At 67.7% G+C, this 23,853-nt stretch carries 26 protein-coding genes; 14 read left to right on the top strand and 12 right to left on the bottom strand.

Features of this window, described 5'->3' with window-relative positions; all coding sequences use genetic code 11:
* Window positions 1–47 precede the first annotated feature (47 nt).
* On the bottom strand, window positions 48–1,793 hold the full coding sequence (gene menD, locus FQU85_RS10120; protein ID WP_145847483.1) for a 2-succinyl-5-enolpyruvyl-6-hydroxy-3-cyclohexene-1-carboxylic-acid synthase: 1,746 nt from the start codon (window positions 1,791–1,793) through the stop codon (window positions 48–50).
* The gene (locus tag FQU85_RS10115) at window positions 1,790–3,124 is read right to left on the bottom strand and encodes an isochorismate synthase MenF (protein WP_145847481.1); all 1,335 of its coding nucleotides are present in this window, start codon (window positions 3,122–3,124) and stop codon (window positions 1,790–1,792) included. Before FQU85_RS10115 ends, menD begins: the two co-directional genes overlap by 4 nt.
* Window positions 3,125–3,223: 99 nt before the next feature.
* Between FQU85_RS10115 and FQU85_RS10110 the strand changes: the two genes are divergently transcribed.
* Window positions 3,224–4,372 carry a cobalamin-independent methionine synthase II family protein gene (locus FQU85_RS10110; protein WP_145847479.1) on the top strand — a complete coding sequence of 383 codons (1,149 nt, stop codon included), beginning with the start codon at window positions 3,224–3,226 and terminating at the stop codon, window positions 4,370–4,372.
* Between the two features lie 94 nt (window positions 4,373–4,466).
* Here the strand turns inward: FQU85_RS10110 and FQU85_RS10105 are convergent, their stop codons facing one another.
* The 3 genes from FQU85_RS10105 to FQU85_RS10095 all read right to left on the bottom strand — a co-directional run bounded on the left by FQU85_RS10105 (window position 4,467) and on the right by FQU85_RS10095 (window position 6,346).
* Window positions 4,467–5,048: a hypothetical protein gene (locus FQU85_RS10105; protein WP_145847477.1), complete on the bottom strand. Its 582-nt coding sequence runs from the start codon at window positions 5,046–5,048 to the stop codon at window positions 4,467–4,469.
* A 125-nt stretch (window positions 5,049–5,173) separates the two neighbouring features.
* Window positions 5,174–5,488: a hypothetical protein gene (locus tag FQU85_RS13510; RefSeq protein WP_206022043.1), complete on the bottom strand. Its 315-nt coding sequence runs from the start codon at window positions 5,486–5,488 to the stop codon at window positions 5,174–5,176.
* A 261-nt stretch (window positions 5,489–5,749) separates the two neighbouring features.
* On the bottom strand, window positions 5,750–6,346 hold the full coding sequence (locus tag FQU85_RS10095; RefSeq protein ID WP_145847475.1) for a sulfite oxidase-like oxidoreductase: 597 nt from the start codon (window positions 6,344–6,346) through the stop codon (window positions 5,750–5,752).
* Window positions 6,347–6,513: 167 nt separating this feature from the next.
* On the opposite strand from FQU85_RS10095, the gene FQU85_RS10090 reads away from it, so the two are divergent.
* Window positions 6,514–6,723, top strand: a complete 210-nt coding sequence (locus FQU85_RS10090) for a cell surface protein (RefSeq protein ID WP_145847473.1) — start codon at window positions 6,514–6,516, stop codon at window positions 6,721–6,723.
* A gap of 55 nt (window positions 6,724–6,778) precedes the next feature.
* Window positions 6,779–7,057, top strand: a complete 279-nt coding sequence (locus tag FQU85_RS10085; RefSeq protein WP_145847471.1) for a UPF0058 family protein — start codon at window positions 6,779–6,781, stop codon at window positions 7,055–7,057.
* Between the two features lie 564 nt (window positions 7,058–7,621).
* On the opposite strand, the gene FQU85_RS10080 is transcribed toward FQU85_RS10085, so the two are convergent.
* Window positions 7,622–7,909: a DNA-directed RNA polymerase subunit L gene (locus FQU85_RS10080; protein ID WP_145847468.1), complete on the bottom strand. Its 288-nt coding sequence runs from the start codon at window positions 7,907–7,909 to the stop codon at window positions 7,622–7,624.
* A gap of 132 nt (window positions 7,910–8,041) precedes the next feature.
* Here FQU85_RS10080 and FQU85_RS10075 point away from each other — a divergent pair, with 132 nt between their 5' ends.
* Window positions 8,042–9,838: a rhomboid family intramembrane serine protease gene (locus FQU85_RS10075; RefSeq protein ID WP_145847466.1), complete on the top strand. Its 1,797-nt coding sequence runs from the start codon at window positions 8,042–8,044 to the stop codon at window positions 9,836–9,838.
* Here FQU85_RS10075 and FQU85_RS10070 read toward each other — a convergent pair.
* The 3 genes from FQU85_RS10070 to dph2 form a co-directional block, all read right to left on the bottom strand.
* Entirely contained in the window at window positions 9,835–10,446 is a 612-nt protein-coding gene (locus tag FQU85_RS10070) for an METTL5 family protein (protein ID WP_145847463.1), read from the bottom strand. The genes FQU85_RS10075 and FQU85_RS10070 overlap by 4 nt on opposite strands.
* Window positions 10,447–10,477: 31 nt before the next feature.
* Window positions 10,478–10,876: a hypothetical protein gene (locus tag FQU85_RS10065; RefSeq protein ID WP_145847461.1), complete on the bottom strand. Its 399-nt coding sequence runs from the start codon at window positions 10,874–10,876 to the stop codon at window positions 10,478–10,480.
* A gap of 110 nt (window positions 10,877–10,986) precedes the next feature.
* Window positions 10,987–12,021, bottom strand: a complete 1,035-nt coding sequence (dph2, locus tag FQU85_RS10060; RefSeq protein WP_145847459.1) for a diphthamide biosynthesis enzyme Dph2 — start codon at window positions 12,019–12,021, stop codon at window positions 10,987–10,989.
* 149 nt (window positions 12,022–12,170) lie between these two features.
* Between dph2 and FQU85_RS10055 the strand changes: the two genes are divergently transcribed.
* Genes FQU85_RS10055 through FQU85_RS10040 form a run of 4 tightly spaced genes read left to right on the top strand, consistent with a single transcriptional unit; the run spans window position 12,171 to window position 16,127 of the window.
* Entirely contained in the window at window positions 12,171–13,298 is a 1,128-nt protein-coding gene (locus tag FQU85_RS10055; protein ID WP_145847457.1) for a PotD/PotF family extracellular solute-binding protein, read from the top strand.
* Window positions 13,299–14,426 (top strand): ABC transporter ATP-binding protein, encoded by a 1,128-nt coding sequence (locus FQU85_RS10050; protein ID WP_145847456.1) that lies wholly within the window; start codon window positions 13,299–13,301, stop codon window positions 14,424–14,426. It begins immediately after the preceding gene.
* The gene (locus FQU85_RS10045; RefSeq protein WP_145847454.1) at window positions 14,426–15,325 is read left to right on the top strand and encodes an ABC transporter permease; all 900 of its coding nucleotides are present in this window, start codon (window positions 14,426–14,428) and stop codon (window positions 15,323–15,325) included. Before FQU85_RS10050 ends, FQU85_RS10045 begins: the two co-directional genes overlap by 1 nt.
* Window positions 15,318–16,127: an ABC transporter permease gene (locus FQU85_RS10040; RefSeq protein ID WP_206022042.1), complete on the top strand. Its 810-nt coding sequence runs from the start codon at window positions 15,318–15,320 to the stop codon at window positions 16,125–16,127. Before FQU85_RS10045 ends, FQU85_RS10040 begins: the two co-directional genes overlap by 8 nt.
* Here FQU85_RS10040 and FQU85_RS10035 read toward each other — a convergent pair.
* Window positions 16,124–16,777, bottom strand: a complete 654-nt coding sequence (locus tag FQU85_RS10035) for a helix-turn-helix domain-containing protein (protein WP_145847452.1) — start codon at window positions 16,775–16,777, stop codon at window positions 16,124–16,126. The two genes, FQU85_RS10040 and FQU85_RS10035, sit on opposite strands and share 4 nt — an antisense overlap.
* An 80-nt stretch (window positions 16,778–16,857) precedes the next feature.
* On the opposite strand from FQU85_RS10035, the gene FQU85_RS10030 reads away from it, so the two are divergent.
* From FQU85_RS10030 to FQU85_RS10005, 6 genes are all read left to right on the top strand, one after another.
* Window positions 16,858–17,685 carry an MBL fold metallo-hydrolase gene (locus FQU85_RS10030; RefSeq protein WP_145847449.1) on the top strand — a complete coding sequence of 276 codons (828 nt, stop codon included), beginning with the start codon at window positions 16,858–16,860 and terminating at the stop codon, window positions 17,683–17,685.
* Window positions 17,682–18,122 (top strand): GNAT family N-acetyltransferase, encoded by a 441-nt coding sequence (locus FQU85_RS10025; protein ID WP_145847447.1) that lies wholly within the window; start codon window positions 17,682–17,684, stop codon window positions 18,120–18,122. The genes FQU85_RS10030 and FQU85_RS10025 overlap by 4 nt, the downstream gene beginning before the upstream one ends.
* 26 nt (window positions 18,123–18,148) lie before the next feature.
* Window positions 18,149–19,069 (top strand): hypothetical protein, encoded by a 921-nt coding sequence (locus tag FQU85_RS10020; protein WP_145847445.1) that lies wholly within the window; start codon window positions 18,149–18,151, stop codon window positions 19,067–19,069.
* Between the two features lie 30 nt (window positions 19,070–19,099).
* Window positions 19,100–19,477, top strand: coding sequence for a thioesterase family protein (locus FQU85_RS10015; RefSeq protein ID WP_145847443.1), 378 nt, complete (start codon window positions 19,100–19,102; stop codon window positions 19,475–19,477).
* A 122-nt stretch (window positions 19,478–19,599) separates the two neighbouring features.
* Complete coding sequence (locus FQU85_RS10010; protein WP_145847441.1) at window positions 19,600–20,109, top strand: GNAT family N-acetyltransferase; 510 nt, start codon at window positions 19,600–19,602, stop codon at window positions 20,107–20,109.
* Window positions 20,110–20,213: 104 nt separating this feature from the next.
* A complete protein-coding gene (locus tag FQU85_RS10005; protein WP_145847438.1) occupies window positions 20,214–21,482 on the top strand; it encodes an MFS transporter in 1,269 nt (422 codons plus the stop codon).
* Here FQU85_RS10005 and FQU85_RS10000 read toward each other — a convergent pair.
* Together FQU85_RS10000 and FQU85_RS09995 are read right to left on the bottom strand one after the other, a co-directional pair.
* On the bottom strand, window positions 21,479–23,089 hold the full coding sequence (locus FQU85_RS10000; protein ID WP_145847436.1) for a hypothetical protein: 1,611 nt from the start codon (window positions 23,087–23,089) through the stop codon (window positions 21,479–21,481). The genes FQU85_RS10005 and FQU85_RS10000 overlap by 4 nt on opposite strands.
* Window positions 23,086–23,832 (bottom strand): ABC transporter ATP-binding protein, encoded by a 747-nt coding sequence (locus tag FQU85_RS09995; RefSeq protein ID WP_145847434.1) that lies wholly within the window; start codon window positions 23,830–23,832, stop codon window positions 23,086–23,088. Before FQU85_RS09995 ends, FQU85_RS10000 begins: the two co-directional genes overlap by 4 nt.
* Between the last annotated feature and the right edge of the window lie 21 nt (window positions 23,833–23,853).

Here is a 23,853-nt window from a genome sequence, read left to right as displayed (position 1 = left end):
GACGCGCACGACCGGCTTAAACGGCCAGGGAGGCGGGCGCGCTCGTGTCACGAGAGGGCAGCGACCACGCGCTCGCGGAGTTCCTCGCGGCGTCGGTGGCTCGCTTCGGCGTCGGTCACGACTTCGATGACCTGGGTTCCCTCGCTCGTGAGGCTGGCGCGGTAGCGCTCTGGGAAGCCGTCGTAGTCGGTGCGGGCGTAGTCGAAGCCGTAGAGGTCGCTCGTGGGTTCGAAGTCGAGGCCGTGCGGGGTCTTGAACTGCCCCTGGAACGGCGGGTCGAAGTCCTCGATGGGGAGCATGTGGAAGATGCCGCCGCCGTCGTTGTTCACGAGGACGATAGTGGCGGACTGGTCGCAGCGCGCGAGCGCGAGCAGGCCGTTCATGTCGTGGTAGTACGCGAGGTCGCCGGTGAGCAGAATGAGGGGGGCGTCCGTCGCGCTCCCCGCGCCGAGCGCGGTGGAGGTGACGCCGTCGATGCCGGACGCGCCGCGGTTCGCGAGCACGGACACGTCGGCGTCCCGGGGGCGGGCGAACCGGTCGATGTCCCGAACGGGCATCGAGTTCGAGACGAACACCGTCGAGGGGTCGGGCGCGGACGCGACGACCTCGCGGGCTATCGCGCCCTCCAGGCGGTCGGCGTCCGCGACGGCGTCCCAGTGCGCGCGTTCGGCGAGGCGGAGTTCCGGCCAGTCCGCGCCCCGGTCGTCGCCGCGCTCGGCGAGGCGGCGGGCGAGCGGCGCGGGGTCGCTGACGACGAGGTCGCTCGCGGTGAACGAGGCCTCCCGCCAGCCGCCGGCGGGGTCGACGAGCGCCTGGCGGGCGTCGGCGCGCGCGAGGTAGTTCCGGAGCGGCTTCGAGGTCGGTGACGCACCGAACCGCAGGACGAGGTCGGGACTGGGCCAGTCGGCGGTGACGCGCTCGTCGAGGTAGCCGTCGTACCCGCCGAGCGTCGGCACGCGTTCGGTGTACCCGCCGAATCGGAGGCCGGAGAGCGGGTCGGCGAGCACGGGATACCCGAGCGTGTCCGCGAGCCGGCCGATTTCGCTGGCTGCGTCGGGGTGGTCGGTCGGGCCGGCGACGACGAGGCCGCGCTCGGCGTCCGCGACGAGGGCCGCGAGCCGGTCGAGCGACTGCTCGCCGGGATGCGTTTCGCCCGCGTGACGGGTGACGAACGGGCCGTTCCGGCCACGGGCGGCGAGCGGATACCGGTCGGCGAAGTCGTCGGGAACGGCGTGCGGCGGCTCCGCGTCCGTGGGTTCGAGGGGCTTCTGGAACGGACAGTTCAGGTGAACGGGGCCGGGGTTCGCGCCCCGGGATTCCGCGAGCGCGCGGTGCACCGTCGTGCGGACGGCGCGCAGGCGGCGCGGTTCGGCGTTCGGCTCGGGGAGGTCTTTGTAGAACTGGACGGAACTCCCGTAGAGTTTCTCCTGGTCGACGGTCTGGTTCGCGCCGCTGTCCCGGAGTTCGGCGGGGCGGTCGGCGGTGAGCAGGAGGAGCGGAACGCGGGCTTGGGCGGCCTCCATCACGGCCGGGTGGAGGTTCGCGGTCGCGGTGCCGGAGGTGGTGACGACGGGCGTCGGGCGGCCGGTGCGTTTCGCGCGGCCGAGCGCGAAGAACGCCGCGGCGCGTTCGTCGAGGTGGCTGAACACGCGAATATCGTCGTGCGCGTCGAACGCGACGGTCAGCGGCGTGGAGCGACTGCCGGGTGCGATGCAGACGGATTCGACGCCGGCGTTCGCGAGTTCGTCGACGACGGCGCGCGCGAACAGCGTGCTCCGATTGGGGGCGGTCATTCGAGCGCGTCCAGCACCGGCCGGTACTTGAGGAGGACTTCCTCCCACTCGGCGTCGGGGTCGGAGTCCGCGACGATGCCGTTACCCGCGAACAGCGTGGCCGCACGGTCGTCCGCGACGGCGGAGCGAATCGCGACCGCGAACGTGCCGTCCCCGTTCGCGTCGAACCAACCGACGGGGGCGGCGTACCAGCCGCGATCGAACGTCTCTATCTCCCGGATCGCGTCCAGCGCGGCGTCCGGCGGGAGGCCGCCGACGGCGGGCGTGGGGTGGAGTGCGGCCACGAGGTCGAGGACGTGTTCGTCGGTGTCGGCGCTGATGGGCGTGAAGAGGTGCTGGACGGTCGCGAGTTTCCGTACCTGCTGGTCGCCGGTCACGACGTTCCGCGCGTGGCCGTCGAGCTGGGCGCGGATGCTGTCCGCGACCAACTGATGTTCGTGCTGGTATTTCTCCGAGCTGCTGAGGTCGGCTTCGAGCGCGTCGTCCTCGGCGGGCGTGTCGCCGCGGGGGACGGTGGAGGCGAGCGCGCCGGTCTCCAGCCGGCCGCCGTGGCGGGTGACGAGGCGTTCGGGGGTCGCGCCGAAGAACGTCCGGCCGCCGTTCGCGCGGAACGCGAACCGGAAGCAGTCGGGATAGGCGTCGCCGAGCCGGTCGAAGGCGTCGGGGAGCGAGAACGCGCCGTCGAGTTCCGCGCGGAGCGACTGCGCGAGCACGGCCTTCTCTAGGTCGCCGGAGTCGATGCGTTCGACGACCTGTTCGACCTGGTCGCGCCAGGTCTCGCGGTCGGTGGTGCGCTCCGTCTCTCGGACGCCCGGGGGTGCGTCGAGTTCCCCCCGGGTCGCGTCCCGGGCGTCGGCGGCGACGGTGTCGAGCGTGCGGTTGACGGACGCGGGCGTGGCGTCCGCGCCGTACTCGTTCACGGTGAGGTAGGTCGTGTCACCGGTGGCGGTGAACTGGACGTGCGGCAGGACGAAGCCCGCGCCGGGGAAGCCGTCCCAGACGCCGGTGGCGTCGTGGCGGTCGTGGAAGGAGAAGCCGCCGACGAACCGCGGGCGGGCGGCCCGTGGCGCGGCATCGGGGCGGTCGATGGATGCGAAGACTGTCGCGGCCTGCTCGCGCACGGACGCGAAGCGGTCGGTTCCGCTGGCGGTGACGAACGCGGCCGCGCCGCGGGCGAGAAGCGCGGGTTCGTCGGGCGCGGTCCAGACGGCGTGCGGGCGTTCCGCGGTTCGCACGAGCGCCGCGAGCGGCGTGTCGTCGAGTCGGCGGGTCCGGCTGACGAGCCGTCCGCCCGCCGGCACGGACTCCTGCGCGTTGCGCCGAGTTCCCATTATTCGATTTTCGGTCGGCGGTCGTTTATACTTTCCAGTACGCGACCACGGCCAAATACCGAGAGTTATATTAGATCGGGAAAGTATTATTGGACTACGATGGTAGACGACCGGATTCCGACGACGCACATCGGTAGCCTCCCCCGACCGCCCGACCTCCTCGACCTCCTCAAGAAGCGCGAGGACGGCGAGGACGTCGACCCCGACGAGTGGGAGGCCGCGACAACCGACGCGACCCACGAGGTCGTCCGCCGGCAGGCCGACGTGGGCATCGACAGCGCGAACAACGGCGAACAGCCCCGCGTCTCCTTCAACTGGTACGTGAAGAACCGCCTCAGCGGCATCGACGGCACGGAAGAACAGGAGCTCTGGGCGGACCTCCAGGACTACCCCGAGTACGCCGAGGAGACGTTCAAGACCGACGTCATCAACCTCGCCGAGCATCCGGTCGTCACCGGCCCGCTCGAATACACCGGCTACGAGGAAGCAGAGGCAGAAATCGCGGAGTTCGAGGCCGCGCTCGACGACGTGGACGCCGACTTCTCGAACACCTTCCTCACATCGGCGTCCCCGAGCGTCGTCACCGCCACGCACGTCGACGACTACTACGGCGACTACGAGGAGTACCTGTTCGCCGCCGCCGACGCGATGCAGGAGGAGTACGAACTCGTCGCCGACGCCGGGTTCACGCTCCAGATCGACGCGCCCGAACTCCTCACCGTCGGCCAGACCGCCGCGTACGCCGACTCCTCACTGGCGGAAATCAAGGACGCCACCCGCCTGCACGTCGAGGCGCTGAACGAAGCGCTCGAAAACGTCCCCGAAGAACAGGTGCGCCTCCACACCTGTTGGGGGAGCTACGAGGGCCCCGGCCACCTCGACACGCCGCTCGCCGAGATGCTGCCCGTCCTCTACGAGGCCGACATCACGGGCCTGAGCGTCGAACAGGCGAACCCCCGCCACCAGCACGAGTACCGCGCGTTCGCCGAACACCCCGTTCCCGACGGCTGGACGCTCATCCCCGGCGTCGTCGACGTGAAGACGAACATCATCGACCACCCCGAAACCATCGCAGACAGGATAGAGCGCGTCGCCGACGCCGTCCCCGACGACACGCCGCTCGTCGCCGCGCCCGACTGCGGCTTCGGCACACAGGCCGGCCTCGGCATGGTCAGCCCCGAAATCGCGTGGGCGAAACTGGAGGCGCTCGACGAGGGCGCACAGATAGCGACAGAACGTATCTACTGAACGACCCCGAGAACGCACACACCACTTCCGGAAACTCTCGTCGGACGGTTGCGACGCTACTCGCTGTGACGTATCCTACTGGCTCGAACTCCCGCTAGAACGCAACCGGCTCGCTCATCTTCTCTTTTCCTTCGTCGTGTGAGTAGATTGCATCCACTTCGAGGCCTTCTCCGCCTGCGGTGACTCCTACGTATCTTCCGGAGTCTCTGAGTGGAGCGGTGGCCATCGCTATCTCCATGGATTCCACTGTCACTTCGTTTACTGCCTCGGCAGAATCATCGTAGTGTTCTCCGATGTATGTCATTGCGTCTCCGTCGAAGATGATGTTTCTGTTCCGTACAGGACCATCGTTGACATCTGGTCCGTATGCTCCGGGTATGACTGATTGCATTTCGATTTGGATGTTTTCCCATCCTTCTTCTTCTATTCTTCCTGCTTTCTTTGATCTTTTGATCACTTCAGTATCTGTGATTAGGAAGTCTCCTTCGTCGCCGTCCATTAGTTCGCTGTCTGGAATGTTTTCTATGTATTCTTGAGGCCCTGAGTTTTCTCCTCTGGCCCATGTGCCGTCTAAAATTCTGCCTTCGTCAGTATTGTAGTTTACAGTTACTTGCTGACCAGGAGCACTGTTGTGTCGTGTTACTATGTTGACTAGGTTTCTGTTTTCCCAGTTCATCCAGTCTAGTTCGTTGTGTAGTGCGTGTGCGATGGCTTGTGTTCCTTCTGCCCATTGACTTCCGTAATCCTTACCGACTTCTTCGGCGATTGTGAGTGCTTGATCTCTACGTGAATCTATTTGGCTTAGATCGTTTCGACTTGGTAGTCGCTTTCACCCGGAATCCCCGCCCGGTAGCGTTCGCGTTTCTCGCGCTCGGTGAGGTTCCGGCGTCGTTCCCGAACGTCGGCGACCGTCATCGGCTGTTCGGTCGTCGTCGCCGTCGTCGTCGGTGTCGCCGTCGCAGTCTCGGTCGCTGTGGGTGCGCGCGTCCGCGTGTCCGTCGCCGTCGTCTCGGCGTCGTTCCCGCTACAGCCCGCCAGTCCCGCCACGGTCGCGCCGACCGCCGCGACGACGAACCGCCGCGACCGCCCGCGCCCGGAAGTGTCGTCTTCGTTCATCTCGATACTCACGTAGGACGTGTCAGCCGTGGCTTATGAAGCTGCCTACGGCAACCACCGCGTAAAACACCTGTTCGGCAGTCTCCCGCTCGCTCGTTCGTCCAGTCTCGTCACTACGTCCCCGTGGCTCACGCCTCGCTAGCGCTCAGCGTTCGCCTATTCCGCGGCGCGTAGCGCCGCGTATCAACTGTACCTCCTCGCGCCTCGCTCCCGTCGGTCGCTCAGCGCTCGTCCGTTCGTACAGTTTCGCTCCTTCGTCGCTCAACTGTACCGCTCTTCGTTCCAGGGGTTCGCGGTGTTCGAGTAGCCGCGTTTCTCCCAGTAGCCGCGCTCGGGTTCGGTGAGGAATTCGACGCCGTCCACCCACTTTGCGCCCTTGTAGGCGTAGCGGTGGGGGGTGACGACGCGGAGCGGGCCGCCGTGTTCGCGGGGGAGGTCGTCGCCGTCGTACCCCCAGGCGAACATGACTTCCTCGCGCGCGCACTGGTCGAGCGGGAGGTTGGTGGTGTAGCCGTCGAGGGCGTGGAACATGACGTGGACGGCGTCGGACTGGACGCCCGCGGCGTCCATCAGGGTGGGGAAGGTGACGCCCGTGAAGTCGCAGTCGAACTTCGACCAGCCGGTGACACAATGAAAATCCTGGCGCTGGGTCTCGCTCGGGAGAGCCTGGAACTCGTCCATGGAGAGCGAGAGGTCGTTTTCGACCGCGCCGGTGACGGTGAACGTCCAGTCGTCGGGGTCGTAGGTCGGCGTGCTGCCCTTCGAGAGCACGGGGAACTTGCTCGTCTCCCGCTGTCCGGGTGGGAGGCGCTCCCCGTCGAACTCCTCGTGGAGGTCCGTGACGTCCGTGACGCTCATACCCGATAGTCGGGCGGGGCGCACGTATGCGTACCGGTACCAGGAACGGCTAATTCTCGATACTTCTCACCAGCATTCGTTTTCCACGAGGTAAAGAATACTTTTCTCAGGGAAAATTCGGCCCGCCAAGTTTATCAACGGGTGGGGCAAACGGCCACCTAGAACCCATGCCGACAGTGGAGCTAAACATCCCCGACCACATCGAAATGCAGATCGCCCAGCTCGTCGAACAGGGCGAGTTCATGAGCCGCGAGGAAGCCATCGAAGACCTCCTCTCGGCGGGAATCCGCGCGTACAAGACCAGCGGCCCGATGGACGACGACGCCGGCCTCGAAGACGAGGGCATGATGGGCCACGAGGACGAGTACGTCTTCTAGGGCGTGTGAGCGCGTAGCGAGCAAGGTTTTTACCGTCAAATCGCATAGCGCGATTATGCACAAAGACGAACTGCTCGACCTCCACGAACAGCTGGTCGAAATCAAGGACGACATCCGCGATTACGACCAGATCAACGAGGAAGCGTTCGACGCGTACGAGCAACTCGACGTCGACCCGAGCCACGTCCACAAGTCCAAGAGCGAGCACAAGCACGCCGTGTTCGTCCTCGGGAACGCGCTCGCGAACGCGATGAGCGAAGACGAGTTCTCGAACGCCGGCCGCCTCTCCAAGCGCATGGAGGAACTCGCGGACGACGCCGGCTCAAAACTCTGAAGCGTTCTCCGCGCTCTGTTGAGTTACTGAGCCGGCAGTCTCCCGTATCTCGCCCGGTTTAACTAAATACGAGTTCAGACGCCTGTCGTTTTTTGGTGTCGATCGTTCTGCCGAATGACTATAGCACCGGCGAATATGACGATTGATACAGCAATAATCGCTATTTTACCCCGCCCAGTAGCGAGGCCAGAGGCAGCGAACACAACCCATCCAAGAGCTCCAAGAAGGTGCCAGGGGCGCTGTTCCTGGGACTGGAGTGATTTCCATAGTAATCCAGCTGCCACTACCAATCCAATACCGGAAATAACTATTTCCACCATTATACTATTGGAGGGAACCACCACGGCAAGTCAGTTTGTTCTTCCGGCCGTACAACGATATCTCCCTCAGAGATTTCTCCCTGTTGTTCATCAGCACGTTTCGCATTCTACCACGTTGTACGTGGCGCTTTCCATGACACACTCACGTCAGTGGTTCATCCATCGATACAGTTTCCCGGCTAGAGGCCTGCAAAATAGCGTTTCCGTACTTTATACTAAAGCAGCGCTTCGCAGTTCGGTTTTATTACTGCGCCGCGGATTCGTACGCCGTCTGGAACTCGGTGAGCTGTTCGTCCACGCGCCCCGCACCTTCCTCCAGAGCGTCCAGCGGATCCTCGCCGTCCTCCGTCTTCAGTGACAGAAGGGGTTCGGTCTGGCCGCCTGACTGCTCGGGGTTCTGGTCGTACGTCGCCGCGGCGACGCTGTCCAGTTCGAGGAGCGCGCCCTTGAGGACGTTCATGAACGTGTGGTCTTCGCCCCCGATCTCTATCACGAGCTCGGACTCCGATTGTTCGACAACCCGCAAATCCATACACGAACGCAGGGGGAGCGCGCGTTTCAATCTTCCGCACCGACCTCCCCGACCGGTGGGACGCGCGCCGGGCCACGGGTCGCGCGGCGTCGGCCGACGCGTTTTATTGGTGGGGCGTGACTTGACTCGGGTATGGTGTCGCTCCCCGTCGTCGTCGCGGTCTCCTGCCTGCTCGGCGCGGCCGCCGCGGGCCTTCTCTCCCGGTTCGCGGGCGTCCGTCTCTCGGACGGTCTCCTGGTGGTCGCGCCCGTCGTCGGCGTCCTCGGCGTCGGCGTCGCGGCCGCCCTGGGCGCCGTCCCCGTCGACCCGGCGCTCGCCGCGGCCCTCGCGCTCGTGCTAGTCGCGTCGTTCGGCGTGGTGCGCGCGCTCGACCGACCCCGCGGCCGGTGGTTCCGCCGCCTCCGCGCGCGCCTCCTGTTCGGGGTTCCGTGGGGGTCGCTCGTGTCGATTCTCGGCGTGCTCGCGTTCTACCTGTTCGTGCAGGGCGGCGCGGACGGCCTCTACTCCCCGCTCACCCTCCCGTTCACGTCGTGGTCGTACACGTACCCGCTGGGCGTGCTCACCGCGCCGTTCGCGCACTCTGGCTACGGCCACCTCTACGGCAACCTCGTGGGAACGGTCGTGCTCGCGCCGCTCGCGGAGTACGCGTTCAGCCACTTCCCGACCGAGCGCGGCGACGGCAGTTTCTCGTCGCTCCGCGCGAACCCCTACGTGCGCGCGTTCGTCCTGTTCCCGCTCGGCGTCGCCCTCGTCGGCCTCGCGACGAGCGTGTTCGCGTGGGGGCCGGTCATCGGGTTCTCCGGCGTGGTGTTCGCGTTCGCGGCGTTCGCGCTCGTTCGCTACCCGCTCGCGGTCGTCGTCGCGCTCACTGTCCGCAGCGCCGTCTCCACGCTCTACAGCGCGCTCACCGATCCCGTCGTCGTCACGTCCGCCGGCGCCTCCTACGGCGGGCCGTGGTGGGCGGGCGTCGCCGTGCAGGGCCACTTCCTCGGGCTGACGCTCGGCGTCCTCCTCGGAGTGCTCGTGCTCGCGAAACGCGACCGCGGGCCGTCCGCCCTCCGCCTGTTCGCCGGAACCGTGCTGTTCGCGGCGTCGCTGTCCCTGTGGGCGTGGTGGTGGTACCGCGGCCCCGCCTCCTACGTCCTCTACCGCGCCGTCGGCGTGCTCTTCGTCCTCGCCGTCGGCTGGGTCGTCGCCACCGCGGTCCGCGCGGGCCGGTCGCGCGAACCGCTCGGCTGGGGCACCGACATCTCCCGGCGGCAGGCCGGGGTTCTCCTCGTCGTCGTCCCCCTCGCCGTGATGGCGGGCGTCGCCGCGCCCATCAACTACACGACGACCGCCGGGAGCGGGCTGCCCGCCGACGCGGTCGACGTCCGTGACTACCAGGTCGCGTACGCGGAGACCGTCCCGAACCAGCGCGTGAGCGCCATCGACGTGTCGCTGTTCGGCGAGTCCACGAGCGTGAACGCGAGCGGCGTCATCGTCTACAGCGACCGCCGCGCGCTGTGGACGGAAGCCGTCTCCGCGGGCCGCCTCGCGTTCACGGGGTCGAGTACGGTTCGCGTCGGCGGTATCGGCTGGGAGGCGACTGTGACAGCGCAGCGCGTCGGCTGGATAGCGCAGGGCGGCGGCGCGGCGTACGCCGTCTACCTGAAGCCCGGTGACGGCGACTGGCGGCACGTCTACTCGTCGGAACCCGCGATGGCCGACCTGACGCTCGCCGGGAAGAACGTCAGCATCGTCATCCGCGACGGCGTCTTCTACGTCGCGCTCACGCAGGGGGGCGCGGTTGTCGGCACCACGCCCATCCCGCGCTCGGGGAGTTCGACGACACTCGCGGGCATACGCTTCAGGCACACGAACCGCGCGCTGGTCGCGGTATTCGACGGGACGCGCGTGACGGTCGCGAACGAGGAGGCGTACAGCTAGGCCCAGGAGATCCGGTAGACTTCCGCGTCGAGCGTTTTCGAGTCGGTGTCGTGGAACGCGAACTGGCGCGCGAGTTCGAACTCGGCGCGGAAGGCGTGGGTGACCTCGCCGCCGGCGTCGGCCGCGAACGACTCGACGAACGCCCTGCTCCCGGCGTTGTGGACGGAGTAGGAGACCGTCGCGAGCCGGCTCGCCGCGTCGAGGAATCGGCGGTCGGCGTGCTCGTTCCCGCGCTGCGCGCCGAACGGCGGGTTCATCAGCACGGTCGCGTTCGAGGCCGAGAGCGGGGGGCGGGTCGCGTCCCCGCGAACCCAGTCCACCGAAGTCGCGGGCGCGAGGCGGCGTTCGTTCTCGCGGGCGACGGCGAGCGCGCTCGCGTCGACGTCGAGGCCGACGACGCGCGGGGCGGCCGCGAGCGCCGCGCCGAGCGCGAACATCCCCGTTCCCGTCCCTAAATCGAGGACGGTGCGGTCGAGGTCGTCGTGGAGGCCGGCGAGGTGGACGACGTGCGCCGCCAGTTCGGCGGGCGTCGGGTACTGTTCGAGGTCGACCCGCGGGTCGCGAAAGCCCTCGACGTCCTGGAGTCGCTGTTCGAGCGCGCGTTTCACAGCGAGAAATGGAGCGGGAGGGAGAAACGGTTTACGAGAGGGAGAGGGGGCCGTCGAGTTCGAGGGTGACGCCCTCGCGGCGGGCGCGTTCGGCGGACGCGGCGAGCGCGGGTTCGACCTTCGACGTCTCGGCGACGCCGTCGAAGGAGACGGTGAGGGTGTCCGCGCCGAGGTAGGCGGCGGCGTCGATGTGGTCGCGCACGCGGTCGATTTCGTCCTGCGTGGCGAACGAGCAGTCCTCGTCGAAGCACGCGGAGAGCTCGAGGACGTCCGCGGTGTAGTCCTCGGCGCGGAGCCCGTCCTTCACGTCGCGCAGGTGGGCGGTGGAGAGCGAGTCGAGCGACTTCGCGTCTATCGTGACGGGGGTGGCGTTCGTCGGGCGACAGCTCGCGATTGTGTCTCGGACGTCCGCGGACTGGGTGGTGCTCATGCACGACCATACATAACGAGAATACAAAAGGCTTTGTCTATGCCTAGTAGTAATTATTGGGTGGTGGGGTGCGGGCTACCCAGCTCTCGAAAAACGGGGAGAAAAACGGCTCACCAGGTGCCGTGGAAGGTGTCGAACTCGAGTTCGTCGAGCGGCTTGTTCCCGACGGCGATCTCGTACTCGCCGGGCGTGAGCATCGGCTTGTGGAACCGCGGGCCGTCGTCGGTCGTGATGCGGGGACAGCCCGTGTTCACGAACGCGTCCATGTCGAAGTTCCGCAGCCGGTCGGGCGTCACCTCGTCCATCGTGATGAGGTAGGCGTTGTCGTTGTTCTCCACAATCTGGTTCGCCTGATCCCAGCGTCCCTGACCGATCTTCGTGCAGAAGATGACGCCCCACTTCTCGGCGTCCATCGCCTTGTGCACGCTCGCGTAGCGCTGCTTCATGAACTGCTCCTGGTCGGCGATGGAGACGGAGTTGTTCACGGGGTCGGCGATGACGACGTTCTTCTCGGGGTGTTCCATCGCCAGCCCGAGCGGGTGGAACTTGCCGCCGCCGACGTACAAGACCTGGTCGGCGTCGATGTCCGCGGACGCGTAGTTACAGCCGAGCACCTGGCCCTCGTTGGTGAGGCGGTCGTCGCCCCGGCGGGTGTGGACGGTGAACCCGCGCTCTTCGAGCCACGTCCGCATCTCCTCGAACTTGTTCATGTGCTGGGCCGTCGTGACGAGCCCCACGTCGCCCTCCTCGAGTTCGTCGAGCGCTTCCTGCATGATCGGCGTCACGTCCACGTTCGAGAAGAGCGGGACGTAGATGATCTTCTCCGACTCCTTCATCGGGCTGTGGCCGAAGTGAACGAACACGTCGGTGCGCCGCATGAGATAGGTGTCGAGGTCGCACGCGCCGTAACACGGCTTTCCGGACATCATCACGCGCACGCCGTCCGGCAGGGCCTCCCGGAGGTCGTCGGTGACGGCCGGGCCGCGGCGCTTCAGCCCCTCGGGGAACTGCAGGCCGACTTTCTCCGCGTCGCGCTCCTCGACGGCATCGACGATGCGGTCGAGTTCGTAGTCCCACGTTCGGTCGTGCTTCAGGGAGAGTCCGGTGTTCCGGAGGTCGCCCTCGGTCCGCTCCTGCTGACTCATTGCACTCGCGTATTCGCCCACGCCGTTTAACCCCGGCGTTTGGGGCGGCGAACCGCAATCAACGAGACCCGCGAAATCCTTGGTGTTGCGTCCCATGAACGGTTCCGAAGCCACCACTCTTTTCCGTCGCGCGGCGTTTGACACCGGGTATGTCTGGCAGTAGCCAGAACGAGCGAGAAGCCACGCCTCGAGACACGAACCACAGCTCTGCGAGCCGCCGGGCGTTCCTCGGCGCGGCCGGCGCGGCCGCGACAACCGGCCTCGCCGGCTGTACGGGAATGCTCGGTGGCGGCGGCGACAGCACGACCACCCTCCGCGTTACGGTGTGGAGCGGCAACTACGTCGAACGCTTCAAGAAAGCGATCAAACCGATCTTCGAGTCGAGGTTCGACGCCGAACTCGAAGTCCTCTCTGGGTGGAACTCCCTGCTCGCGAAGATCAAGTCCTCGTCGGGCGCCCCGCCGTTCGACGTGACGGTGGCCTGCGAACCCATCTACTACAACGGCCGTAAACAGGGGCTCTTCGAGCCGCTGCGGTACGACGAGAACATCCCGAACATCGACAACGTCATCCAGCACTACAAGGACATCCGTCCCATCTCGCACGGCGCCCCAGTCGACGGTGCGCCGCTCGCGATCCTCTACAACAAGAACCTCCAGCAACCTGTCGAAACCTGGAGCGACTTCACGAGCCCTACGGTGAAGCAGTCCAGCGGCGTCGGCATCGACTCTGGGTTCTGGATCTATCCCCTGCTCGGCGCCGGCGTCGGCACGGACGCCGCGACGGGCGCGGACGAACTCTACCAGGAGCAGTACCACGACGAACTCCTCACCACGCTCGAGGAGTGGCCGATCCAGGGCTGGGCGTCCTCCGGCACCGACATCTGGCAGCAGTTCCAGAACGGCATCATCGACGCCGCCCAGTGGTACTTCGACCAGATCTACTACGACATCGACAAACACGAGAACGTCGAGTTCTCGATGCCCGCGAACAACGCCGCCTGGATGGACAACTGGGCGGTCGTCAGTGGCACGAACAAACGCACGCTCGGCGAAGAGTTCATCAACATGCTCCTCGACCCCGAGGTTCAGAGCAAGTGGTCCGAAGACCACCCGCTGTTCTTCAGCGCGAAGGGCGTCGACTACGCCGGCGACCTCGGGGAGTACGTCCCCACCACCGCCGAGGAAGCGGAGAAGTACTCCATCCCCCACTGGAAGAAAGTCGCGCCCTACTCCGAGAAGTTCTCGAACAAATTCACGCGGATGCAGACGAACTAAATGGCGTCCGTTACCCTCTCAGACCTCCGCAAGGAGTACGGAGACCTCACGGCCGTGGACGGCCTCACTCTCGACGTGGACGACGGCGAGCTCCTCTGCCTGCTCGGCCCGTCGGGCTGCGGGAAGTCCACGACGCTGCGGATGCTCGGCGGCCTCGAAACGCCGACGGACGGCGACGTGCACATCGGCGGCGAGCCGGTGACCGACCAGCCGCCCTACGAGCGGGACACATCGATGGTGTTCCAGTCGTGGGCGCTGTTCCCGCACAAGAGCGTGCTGGAGAACGTCGCGTTCGGCCTCAAAATGGACGGGGTCGGGAGCGGCGAACGCGAGGAACGCGCCCGCGAGATACTCGAGGTCGTGGAGATGAGCGGCTTCGCGGACAGCGACCCGACCGACCTCTCCGGCGGCCAGAAACAGCGCGTCGCGCTCGCCCGCTCGCTCGCGATCGAGCCCGACGTCCTCCTGCTCGACGAGCCCCTCTCGAACCTCGACAAGCGGCTGCGCGAGCAGATGCAGCTCGAACTCCGGAACATCCACGACGAGGTCGAGACGACGTTCGTCCACGTCACCCACGACCAGAACGAGGCGTTCACGCTCGCCGACAGCATCGCGATCATGAACGACGGCCAGATCGAACAGGTCGGCGAACCCCGCGAGGTGTACGACGATCCGGTGAGCCTGTTCATCGAAGAGTTCCTCGGGGACACGAACCTCGTGGACGCTCGCGTCGAATCCGTCACCGAGACGGGCGTCGTCGCCGACACGACGTTCGACGCCGAGATCGCGCTCCCGACCGGGGACGCCGCCGTCGCGGCGGGCGACGCGCTCACCGTCTCGTTCCGTCCGGAAGACCTGACGGTCGAACCCGCGAGCGCGGCGGACGGCGGGTCGGCCGCCGAGCCGGAGCCGGCGACCACGCTCACCGGCGACGTCACGGACGTCCTGTACCGCGGCTCGTCGGTGCGGTTCTACGTCGAGATCGCGGACACGAGCCTGTTCTTCGAGCAGAGCGTGGGCGCGGACGAGACGTTCGATGTCGGCGACACGGTCGCGGTGTCCTGGAACCCCGACGACCTCCTCGCGTTCGCCGAGACCGGTGAGCGCGTCGGCCGAGGTGGTGGGTAATGGCGACGGAGTCGATGTTCGCGTGGCTCGGCCGCCGCATCAAGCGACAGGACGCGGGGAGCGTCCTGCTCGTCGCACCGCTCGCGGCGTTCGAACTCGTGTTCTTCGTCGTTCCGTTCCTCATCCTCGTCCGGATGAGTTTGAACGCGAACGTAGACCCCGGGTTCTACGCGTCGGCGTTCACGCTCGACGCCTACCGCGCCGTCCTCGAATCCGGGCTCTACCGCGACCTCATCGTCTTCTCGTTCAAACTCGGCGTGATCGCGACCGTGATCGCGGTGTTACTCGCGTTGTTCTACGCGTATGCCGCCTACCGCGCGACGGGCCTCCGGAAGTCGCTCCTGTTGTTCTCCGTCATCCTCCCGCTGCTGACGACGCTCGTCGTGAAGACGTACGCGTGGCGGCCGCTCCTCGCGCCGAACGGCGTCCTGAACGATCTCCTGATCGACATCGGCGTTATCAGTTCGCCGATCCAGTTCGCGCCCGGGATGGTAGGAACGGTCGTCGGGCAGGTGTACATCGTCTTCCCGTACGCCGTGCTCGCCATCTACAGCGTGCTCTCCACGATGGACTGGGATACGGTCGAGGCCGCCCGCGACCTCGGGGCGTCCCGACCGCGGTCGTTCTTCGAAGTCGTCGTCCCCGAGGCGCTCCCCGGTATCGCGGTCGCGACCGTGGTGTCGTTCGCGTGGAGCGTCGGCGCCTACGCCGCCCCCAGCCAGCTCGGCTCGGGCCAACAGACGACGTTCGCGATGGAGATTGAGAGCCTGATGCTCACTCAACTGGACTGGCCGACCGGCGCGGCGTTCAGCATTCTGATGCTCGGCGGCATGCTCGTCGTCTCACTCGGCGTGATGCGGTTGTTCACTGGTTCTATCGGAGGGGTTCAAGATGTCTAGGGTGTCACGAGAGCGGGTGGAGGACGCGCTGTTTCGAGCGGGCTACTGGCTGCTGTTCGCGGTCATCCTCCTCCCCATCCTCGTCGTGTTCGTCACGTCCTTCCAGCAGGGCGAGTACATCACGTTCCCGCCGAACGAGTACAGCCTGAAGTGGTACCGGCAGTTCTTCGCGAGCGAAGAGTGGCTGAGCGCCGTCCGCGACAGCTTCGTCATCGGCGTCGGCGCGTCCCTCCTCTCGACCGTCCTCGGCGTCACCGGATCGCTCGCCGTGCAGCGATCGGACTCCGTGCTCACGCGCGTTCTTCCGCCGATCATCCTCCTTCCCCTCCTTCTGCCGCCCGTCGTCATCGGACTGACGCTCCTCATCTACGTCAACCGCATCGGCATCACGAGCACGTACCTCCGCATCGTCGTCGCACACACCCTCTGGGCGACCCCGCTGGTGTTCTTCGTGATGCAGTCCGTGTTCGCGCGCTTCGACTGGAGCCTGCGGGACGCCGGAATGGACCTGGGCGGACACCCCCTCCGGGTGTTCTATCACGTCGTCCTGCCGAACGTCCGCAGCGGCGTCCTCATCTCCGCCGTGGTGGCGTTCATCGTCAGCCTTCAGGAGTTCATCATGGCGCTGTTCCTCCGGAGCTACCAGGTGAAGACCGTGCCCGTGCTCGCGTGGACCTCGCTTCAGTCCGCCCTGACGCCGATGGTGAGCGTCGTCTCCGCCTTCCTCGTACTCACCTCTATCGTCGGCGTGCTCGTCGCCGCCGCGGTGATGAACATGGAGTGGCTCGCGGAACAGCTCTAGACGGCGCTCTCCACGAGCGCTTTCACCGCGCGCCGCACTCGTTCTGACGCCGCCTGCGTCGAGACGTCGAGTTCGTCCGCCACGTCCGCGAGCGCTGCTTCCCGGGGAACGCCGAAGTACCCGAGTGCCATCGCGACCCGCAGGGCTTCGCGCTGGGCGTCGGTGAGTCCCTTGGGTTCGTTCTCGTTCACGCCCTGGTAGAGCCGGTGGAGCGAGAAGCTGACGCCGTTGCGCTCACACGCCGCTCGGAAGTCGGTGAGCGCGTCCCGATGGGGGAAGCGCATTTCGACCTTCCAGCCGGACGCCGCGCTGTAGAGGCCGACGAGCGCCGCGCCCAGTTCGACGTACGCCGGGTAGAGCACGGTGTCGTGGTGTTCGTGGATCTGGACGCGGTAGAGCCGGCGGTCGCCGAGGTCGTCGAGGACGGTGGCGTCCCTCACGGAGCCGTCCGCCGCGACGGCGTCGTGGAAGTCGTCGAGCGCGCTCGCGTCGGCGTCGCCGTCCGGGGTCGCCCAGAAGAAGAGGATCGGGCGCTGCGGGTCGATTCCGACCTCGTGCTGGACGTTCACGTCGACTTCGGGGACGGCGTTGCGGGCGTGGCGGAGAACGAGGCCCGGCCCGGTCAGCCGGAACTCGGCGATAAGACTCATCGTCACCTCAAGGGGTCGAATGGTTGATAATTCACCGGGTTTCCCGAACGCTTAGGGCGATTCCGCCACACCCTCCCGGTATGGAGAGCGACTGGGGCGACTGGCTACCGACGGCGGTCGCGGCCGCCGACCCGGACACCGTCGCCGTCTGGTATCTCGGCTGTAACGGCTTCGTGCTCAAGGGACGCGACGGAACCACGGTCTACGTCGACCCCTACGTCGGGACGGGCGACCCGCCGCGGACGGTGCGGATGATTCCCGTTCCGTTCGACCCCGCCGACGTGGCGCACGCGGACGCGGTGCTGGCGACCCACGAGCACACCGACCACGTGCACGGCGAGACGCAGGGGCCGATTCTGTCGAACAGCGAGGCGACCTTCTACGGGCCGGCCGCGAGCGTCGCCGTCACCCAGGAGGCGAACTGGCAGTCCGCCTACGACCTCAGAACCGACCAGTTCCGAACCGTCTCCGCGGGCGACTCGTTCGAACTCGGAGAGTTCACGGTGCACGTCGAGCACGCCCACGACCCGGACGCCACCGACCCCGTCTCGTACGTGTTCGAGCACGAGACGGGGACGTTCTTCCACGGCGGCGACACGAAGCCCGACGACGGTCTCGCGCGCGTCGGCGACGAGTACGACATCGACCTGGGCGCGCTCGCGTTCGGGTCGCCCGGCATGCTTCCTGATAAGGAGACTCGCGAGCCCAAATACACGAAGTGGTACAGCGACGAGGCCGAGGTCGTGGAGGCCGCGCGCCAGCTCGACCTCGACCGCCTGCTCCCGACCCACTGGGACATGTGGAAGGGCCTCACCGCGAACCCCGAGGCGCTCCGACCGCACGTCCGGAGCTTCGACGCGCCGAACCGGCTCGAAACCGTCGAGATCGGTGACCGAGTGGACCTGTGAGGGTGACGGAAGCCACGACCGACGCGGAGCGCGCGGACGCGTTCAGCGTGCGCCGCGACGTGTTCGTGGAGGAACAGGGCGTGCCCGAGGACGTGGAGTGGGACGACTACGACGAGGCCGAACGAACCCGGCACTTCGTCGCGTACGACGGCGAAACGCCCGTCGGGGCCGCGCGCCTCCGCCCGGCGGACGACGACGCGGGGAAGGTGGAGCGCGTCGCGACGCTGAAGGAACGCCGCGAGGAGGGTATTGGCGGGGCGCTGATGGAGGCGTTGGAGGACGCGGCGCGCGGAGAGTACGACCGCCTCGTCCTGCACGCGCAGACGCACGCGGAGTCGTTCTACCTCCACCTCGGGTACGAGACGACGAGCGACGTGTTCGACGAGGCGGGCATCCCGCACGTCGAGATGGAGAAGCGACTGAACCGGAATCAGTAAACCGACGCGGCCGCTTCCTTCACGTGATGAGCGAGACCGTCCACGTCGCCGTGCCGCGGAAGGGCCGCCCGCTGGAAGCCGTTCTCGACCGGCTGGCTGGCCATCCCGACGCGCCCGACGACGCCGCGGCGGTCGCGGACGACGTGTCGAACGTCCTCCGCTACGAGAAAGCCGTAACGAAGGACGAGCAGGACGCCGCGGCGGGCGTGTACGACCGGCTCGCCGACTACTCGACGCCCGGCGACGACCGCGCGCCCGACTTCACGCTCCTCCGCGACGACCGCGCGGGCTTCCCCCGCCGCGTCGTCTTCGACAGCGTCACCATCGGCCTCGGGAACGTGGACGTCCACCTCGTCGGTCGCGAGGAGCCGTTCCGCGCGCTCCGCACGCACGAGTTCGCGCTCGGGTTCGACAGCGCCGACCTCGTCCTCGAGGAGGTCGTCGGCCTCGAACCCGACCCGCTGACGTCGCTCGCGGACGTGAACGACCGCATCGACCCGCACGACACGGACGTGCGCGTCGTCACCGGCCTCGGCGACACCGTCTACCACACGCTGCTGGCGACCCACGAGACGGTCGACGCGGGGCCGACCGACACCCTCGGTCGCGAGTTCGTCGCGGACTACGAGGGCTCGTTCTGCATCAGTCCGCGCTACGAGCGCCTCGTCGAAGCCGTACTCGGCACGCGCGCCACCGACGGCCTGGACTTCGTCTATCCCGAATCGGGCGTCGAGGAGGAGGCCGCCATCGCGGACGCGGGCGTCGGCGCGTACCTCACCGTCACGGGGTCGACGGCGCGCGAACACGGCCTCGAACTCGGCGAACGGTTGTTCCCGAGCGAAACCGTTCTCATGGAGAACGCGTGCGAGGCGGACAGCGCGGCCATCGAGCGCGTGCGAGACGCGCTCGGGGACGCCGTCGAGGAGACCGCGATCGCGATGAACTAGCTTTTCACGATCCCCGCCCGACGCCGGAGTATGTTCGAGTACACGCGCACGGTCGCCGTGCGCTATCAGGACTTCGACACGGTGGGCGTCGCGAACAACGCGACGTTCGCCACGCTCGTCGAAGAGGGCCGCCGGTACTACCTCGAAGACCACCTCGGAATCAGCCTCGACGACTCGCGGGTCGTGCTCGCGCATCTGGAGTTCGACTTCGAGCGCCCCGTGACGGAACCGACGAGCGTGGAGGTGGCCGTCCGCGCGGAGGACGTGGGCTCGTCGAGTTTCACGCTCGCGTACGAGGTCACGCAGCACGGCGAGCGGATCGCGACCGCGCAGTCGACCCAGGTCGCGGTAGACGACGCGGGGCGGCCGCGCGACCTCCCCGAGTCGTGGCGGGACGCGCTCGCGTAGGCTCGTGGCGGCTGCGGCCCGCGACGGTGCGCTCGGAGCGCCCCCCTCCGGCGTCCCGGCGAGCGACAGACCCGGTCTGCACGACCGACACGGGAAGGGCTGTGGGGGGCGTCGGTGGGAGTATGACGGCACTGCGATACGCGACACGGGCCGATGCATCCGCGGTGGCCGCCCTGCGGACGGCGGCGGCGCGGGCGTTCGGCCCCGGACACTACACGGGCGACGAACTGGCTCACTGGACGCGCGAACGCGACCCCGACGCGTGCGACTTCGACGAGGGCGTGCACCTCGTCGCGGAGCGCGACGGCGACTCCGTCGGCTGGGGGTGGGTGCGGCCCGAGCGATGCGAACTGAGCGGCGTCGCCGTCCACCCCGATCACGCCCGCGACGGCGTGGGGACGCGCCTGCTGGAACGACTCGAGTCCGAGGCGGCGGACGCCGGCTGCGAGGCGCTCTCCGTGTGGGCGGCGCTCCCCGCCGTGGGGTTCTACGACGCGAACGGCTACGAGTGCGTGCGCCGCGTGACGCTCGATTCTGGTTCGGCGGCGCTCCCGCACGTCGTGATGCGCAAGCACGGCGGCGTGGAGGCGGGCGCAGGGCGGGCCGCACAGGCGGGGTCTAGCGGGGAGTAGTCCGCCGAAGCCGTCACCTACTTGCCGCGGACTGAACAATCGGTCAGTATGTCGGAACTGTTCGCTGAGCCCGTACTGTCGCGTGCTGCGGGAGGGGGTGTCTGATGGGCGTGTTCGACACCGACCGCCGCATCATCGTCCTCGCGCTCGCCCGGATGGCCGACGCCATCGGGAACTCATTCCTCATCGTCGTTCTCCCCCTCTACATCGAACACCTCGTCGGGGGCGGCGAGTCGGGCGTGTTCGTCGAGCTGTTCGGCCTCTCCACCACGCTCTCGCTCGGCCTCGCCACCGGTGTCGTGCTCTCCCTGTTCGGCTTCCTCAACAGCTTCGCGCAGCCGTTCACGGGCCGGTGGAGCGACCGCGTCGGAAAGCGGAAAATCTTCATCATCGCCGGGCTCGCCATCCTCACCGTAACGAACCTCGCGTACGTCCTCGCGGGCAGTTACTTCAGCCTGTTCGGCATCCGCGCCTTGCAGGGCCTCGGGGTCGCGTTCACCGTTCCCGCGACCGTCGCGCTCGTGAACGAGCTCTCCTCGGCGACGAGCAGGGGCGAGAGCATGGGCGTCTTCAACACGTTCCGGCTGCTCGGGTTCGGAATGGGCCCCATCGCGGCCGGGACGTTCGTCCACCTCTACGGCTACAACGCGGCGTTCGCGTTCGCCGCGGGCGCGGCGCTCGTCGCCACGCTCCTCGTGTACGCGCTCGTGGAGGACGCGGAGGAGACGGAGGCGAGCGCGGGCGAAGACCTCTCCATCGAGGTCTTGAACTCCGCGAACCGCGGCGTGCTCGACCCCGTGTTCACGCTCGGTCTCGCGTCGCTCTTCATGGCCATCGGCATCGCGCTCCTCGCCGCCATCGAGACGAGGGTGAACGCCCGCCTCGATCAGGGGAGCTTCCTGTTCGGCGTTGAGTTCGCGGCGTTCGTCCTCGCGCAAGTGCTCGTGCAGGTGCCGGTCGGACGGCTCAGCGACCGGTACGGCCGCCGGCCGTTCATCCTTCTCGGCCTCGCCATCCTCGCGCCCGCGACGCTCGTGCAGGGGTTCGTCACGACGCCAGCGGAGATGATAACGGCTCGGTTCGTGCAGGGCGTCGCCGGCGCGATGGTGTTCGCGCCCGGGTTCGCGCTCGCCGGCGACCTCGCGCGACACGGCGACTCCGGAACGAAGCTGAGCGTGCTCACGATGAGTTTCGGCCTCGGCACCGCCATCGGGCCGCTCGCGGCGGGCGTGCTCTACACGTTCGACTACGCCGCGCCGTTCGTGTTCGGCGGTCTGCTCGCGGTGCTCGGGTTCGTGCTCGTGTACACGCAGGTCGCGGAGACCGTCGACCCCGACGCGGGACGCGCCGAAGGCGCAGCGCCGCAGGACTAGAGCCGGTAGTCGTCTATGTTCGCGCCGGCGACCCGGTAGCTCGCGTAGCCACAGATACCGACGAGCACGGCGGTGAGAAGCGTTCCGAGCGCCTGCACGAGGCTCGTGGTGAGACCGAGACGGTCGGCGAGCGCGTCCGCGACCACGGGAACCTGGGTGGCGAGGCCGGGTGCGGCGACGACGAGCAGGGCGAACGAGTAGACGCCGAACGCGACGAGGCTCGGCGTGACGACGCGGCGACTCCGGGAGATGCGGACGCCCTCGAAGCGCGGGAACAACGTGCCGATTCCGGTGGCGAGCATGCTCGCGCCGGCGAGTAGCGCGCCGGTGGCGACGACGAGCAGGGCGACTTGGACGGCGTCGAAGGGGACGAGGAGCGCGGAGCCGACGGCGAGCGGGAGGACGACCACTGCGCCCGCAAGCGCGCCGGCGGCGACGAGGCCGCGCGCGAGCGACCGGCCGGGCACGCCGCTCGTCAGGGTGACGGGGAGCATCGCGCCCTCGTCGCCGAGTGGGTTGAGCGCGAACCCGGCTCCGGCGGCCCACGCGCCGTAGACGGCGAAGATTGCGGGGAGGGTCGCGGGGATCTCGCCGGTCTGGACGGCCTGCGTGACCGGGGTGAGCAGGACGAACGCGGGGTAGATGACGAACACGAGTTTGATGGGGGCGCGTCGGGCGCGCGTCCACGCGGTGCGCGCGACCCACGCCGACGGCCGGCCGACGACGCGTTCGAGCGGCCCCGCCGAGACCGACGTCTCGTCGCGTTCGACCCGCGAGTCCGTGTGCGCTTCGTCCACGTACCAGGCGGCACCCGCGCCGCGGACGGCGGCCGCGAGCAGGAGGGGGATCGCGACGACGGCGACCGCGAGGCCGATCGCGGCGTCAGTCACCGAAGCGGCCCCGATAACCGCGAACGGGAGGAGGCCGACCCAGCCGAGCGGCGTCGCGCCGACCGCGTCGAGGAGAGGCATGAAGAACGAGGCGTCCTGGGAGACGCCGACGACGTAGATGTAGGCGAGGAAGACCGCGACGCCGAGCGGCGTCTTGTACTTCGCGAGCCGGCTGCTCGCGGTGAACGCGTAGCGGAGCGCGTAGCCGAGCGCGTGCCCGGTGGCCGTGCCGAGCACGCCGAGGGTCGTCGCGGCGACGAGGACGGACGCGCCGAGCGCGGCCGACCCGGAGCCGGCCGCGAGCGCGATTGACACGCAGAGCGTCGGGAGCGCGGCGTACGCGGCGACGCCGACGAGTTCCGCGAGCAGGAGGCCGAGCACGCCGTCCCGGTAGGGGATGGTGGTGAGCATACCGGCCTCGTGGTCGAGTTCGCCCTGCTCGCCGACGATGCGGATGCCGGTCAGGCCGGTGGACGCCAGGACGAGCGCGGCGGCGGTGAGCCGGCCGTACCGAACTATCTCGGCGTCGACGGTGCCGGAGAGCGAGTCCGCGAGGGTGAACGCGCCGAGCGCGGCGGCACCGCTGAACACGAAGAGGAAGACGCCGGCGATAGCGATCGCACCGGCCTGCAGGCGGCTTCGGAGGAGCACGCGAATGCGGCGTTTCGTCTCGACGCGCGCGAACAGGAGGGCGTGTCCGACGTTCGGGGGTTTCACGTGCCGTCTACCTCCGTCGTAACTTCGAGGAAGACGTCTTCGAGGCTCTGCTGTTCGCCCGTCTCGGCGCGTTTCTTGAGGGCGTCGGGGCCGCCCTCGGCGACGAGGCCGCCCTTGAACAGGACGCCGACGGTGTCCGCGAGTTCGTCGACGACGGAGAGGATGTGACTGGAGAGGAACACCGTGGTTTCGTCCTCGGCGAGGTCGGCGATGGTGTCGCGGACGGTGCGGGCGGCCCGCGGGTCGAGGCCCGACGTGGGTTCGTCGAGGAAGACGACGTCGGGGTCGTGGAGGAGCGCCTGCACGATGCCGGCCTTCTGCTTCATGCCCTTCGAGTACGCGCTGATGCGCTTGTCGGCGTCGTCGGCGAGGCCGAAGCGTTCGAGGAGGCTGTCGATGCGTTCGGTTGCGTCCGCGGCCGGGAGGTCGCGGAGGCCCGCGATGTACTCCAGTTGTTCGCGGCCGGTGAGTTCGTCGAACAGCGGCGGCTCCTCGGGGAGGTAGCCGATTCGCTTCACCACCGCGTCCCGGTCGTCGATGGACGCGCCGGCGACGGACGCGGTGCCGTGCGTCGGCTTCGTGAGCGTCGTCAGCATCCGCATCGTCGTCGTCTTCCCGGCGCCGTTCGGCCCGAGGAAGCCGTACACCGTGCCCTGGGGGATGGAGAGGTCGAGGCCGTCGACGGCGGTCTCGTCGCCGTACCGCTTGGTGAGGCCGGTCGCGTCGATAGCGGGGGATGGCATAGCCGGGTGTCGACGGCGCGG

This window comes from Salarchaeum sp. JOR-1 (genome assembly GCF_007833275.1).
In the GTDB taxonomy this organism is placed as follows: Archaea; Halobacteriota; Halobacteria; order Halobacteriales; family Halobacteriaceae; genus Salarchaeum.
This window is presented reverse-complemented; position numbering and strand designations above follow the sequence as displayed.

What these genes read in the sequence shown, in the direction of transcription:
- menD (WP_145847483.1), bottom strand. Translation starts at nt 1,793, where the DNA reads ATGACCGCCCCCAATCGGAGCACGCTGTTCGCGCGCGCCGTCGTCGAC.
- dph2 (WP_145847459.1), bottom strand. Translation starts at nt 12,021, where the DNA reads ATGAGTCAGCAGGAGCGGACCGAGGGCGACCTCCGGAACACCGGACTC.
- FQU85_RS10105 (WP_145847477.1), bottom strand. Translation starts at nt 5,048, where the DNA reads ATGAACTGGGAAAACAGAAACCTAGTCAACATAGTAACACGACACAAC.
- FQU85_RS10005 (WP_145847438.1), top strand. Translation starts at nt 20,214, where the DNA reads ATGGGCGTGTTCGACACCGACCGCCGCATCATCGTCCTCGCGCTCGCC.
- FQU85_RS13510 (WP_206022043.1), bottom strand. Translation starts at nt 5,488, where the DNA reads ATGAACGAAGACGACACTTCCGGGCGCGGGCGGTCGCGGCGGTTCGTC.
- FQU85_RS10035 (WP_145847452.1), bottom strand. Translation starts at nt 16,777, where the DNA reads ATGAGTCTTATCGCCGAGTTCCGGCTGACCGGGCCGGGCCTCGTTCTC.
- FQU85_RS09995 (WP_145847434.1), bottom strand. Translation starts at nt 23,832, where the DNA reads ATGCCATCCCCCGCTATCGACGCGACCGGCCTCACCAAGCGGTACGGC.
- FQU85_RS10045 (WP_145847454.1), top strand. Translation starts at nt 14,426, where the DNA reads ATGGCGACGGAGTCGATGTTCGCGTGGCTCGGCCGCCGCATCAAGCGA.
- FQU85_RS10085 (WP_145847471.1), top strand. Translation starts at nt 6,779, where the DNA reads ATGCACAAAGACGAACTGCTCGACCTCCACGAACAGCTGGTCGAAATC.
- FQU85_RS10010 (WP_145847441.1), top strand. Translation starts at nt 19,600, where the DNA reads ATGACGGCACTGCGATACGCGACACGGGCCGATGCATCCGCGGTGGCC.
- FQU85_RS10065 (WP_145847461.1), bottom strand. Translation starts at nt 10,876, where the DNA reads ATGAGCACCACCCAGTCCGCGGACGTCCGAGACACAATCGCGAGCTGT.
- FQU85_RS10015 (WP_145847443.1), top strand. Translation starts at nt 19,100, where the DNA reads ATGTTCGAGTACACGCGCACGGTCGCCGTGCGCTATCAGGACTTCGAC.
- FQU85_RS10050 (WP_145847456.1), top strand. Translation starts at nt 13,299, where the DNA reads ATGGCGTCCGTTACCCTCTCAGACCTCCGCAAGGAGTACGGAGACCTC.
- FQU85_RS10095 (WP_145847475.1), bottom strand. Translation starts at nt 6,346, where the DNA reads ATGAGCGTCACGGACGTCACGGACCTCCACGAGGAGTTCGACGGGGAG.
- FQU85_RS10020 (WP_145847445.1), top strand. Translation starts at nt 18,149, where the DNA reads ATGAGCGAGACCGTCCACGTCGCCGTGCCGCGGAAGGGCCGCCCGCTG.
- FQU85_RS10055 (WP_145847457.1), top strand. Translation starts at nt 12,171, where the DNA reads ATGTCTGGCAGTAGCCAGAACGAGCGAGAAGCCACGCCTCGAGACACG.
- FQU85_RS10080 (WP_145847468.1), bottom strand. Translation starts at nt 7,909, where the DNA reads ATGGATTTGCGGGTTGTCGAACAATCGGAGTCCGAGCTCGTGATAGAG.
- FQU85_RS10030 (WP_145847449.1), top strand. Translation starts at nt 16,858, where the DNA reads ATGGAGAGCGACTGGGGCGACTGGCTACCGACGGCGGTCGCGGCCGCC.
- FQU85_RS10075 (WP_145847466.1), top strand. Translation starts at nt 8,042, where the DNA reads ATGGTGTCGCTCCCCGTCGTCGTCGCGGTCTCCTGCCTGCTCGGCGCG.
- FQU85_RS10110 (WP_145847479.1), top strand. Translation starts at nt 3,224, where the DNA reads ATGGTAGACGACCGGATTCCGACGACGCACATCGGTAGCCTCCCCCGA.
- FQU85_RS10090 (WP_145847473.1), top strand. Translation starts at nt 6,514, where the DNA reads ATGCCGACAGTGGAGCTAAACATCCCCGACCACATCGAAATGCAGATC.
- FQU85_RS10040 (WP_206022042.1), top strand. Translation starts at nt 15,318, where the DNA reads ATGTCTAGGGTGTCACGAGAGCGGGTGGAGGACGCGCTGTTTCGAGCG.
- FQU85_RS10115 (WP_145847481.1), bottom strand. Translation starts at nt 3,124, where the DNA reads ATGGGAACTCGGCGCAACGCGCAGGAGTCCGTGCCGGCGGGCGGACGG.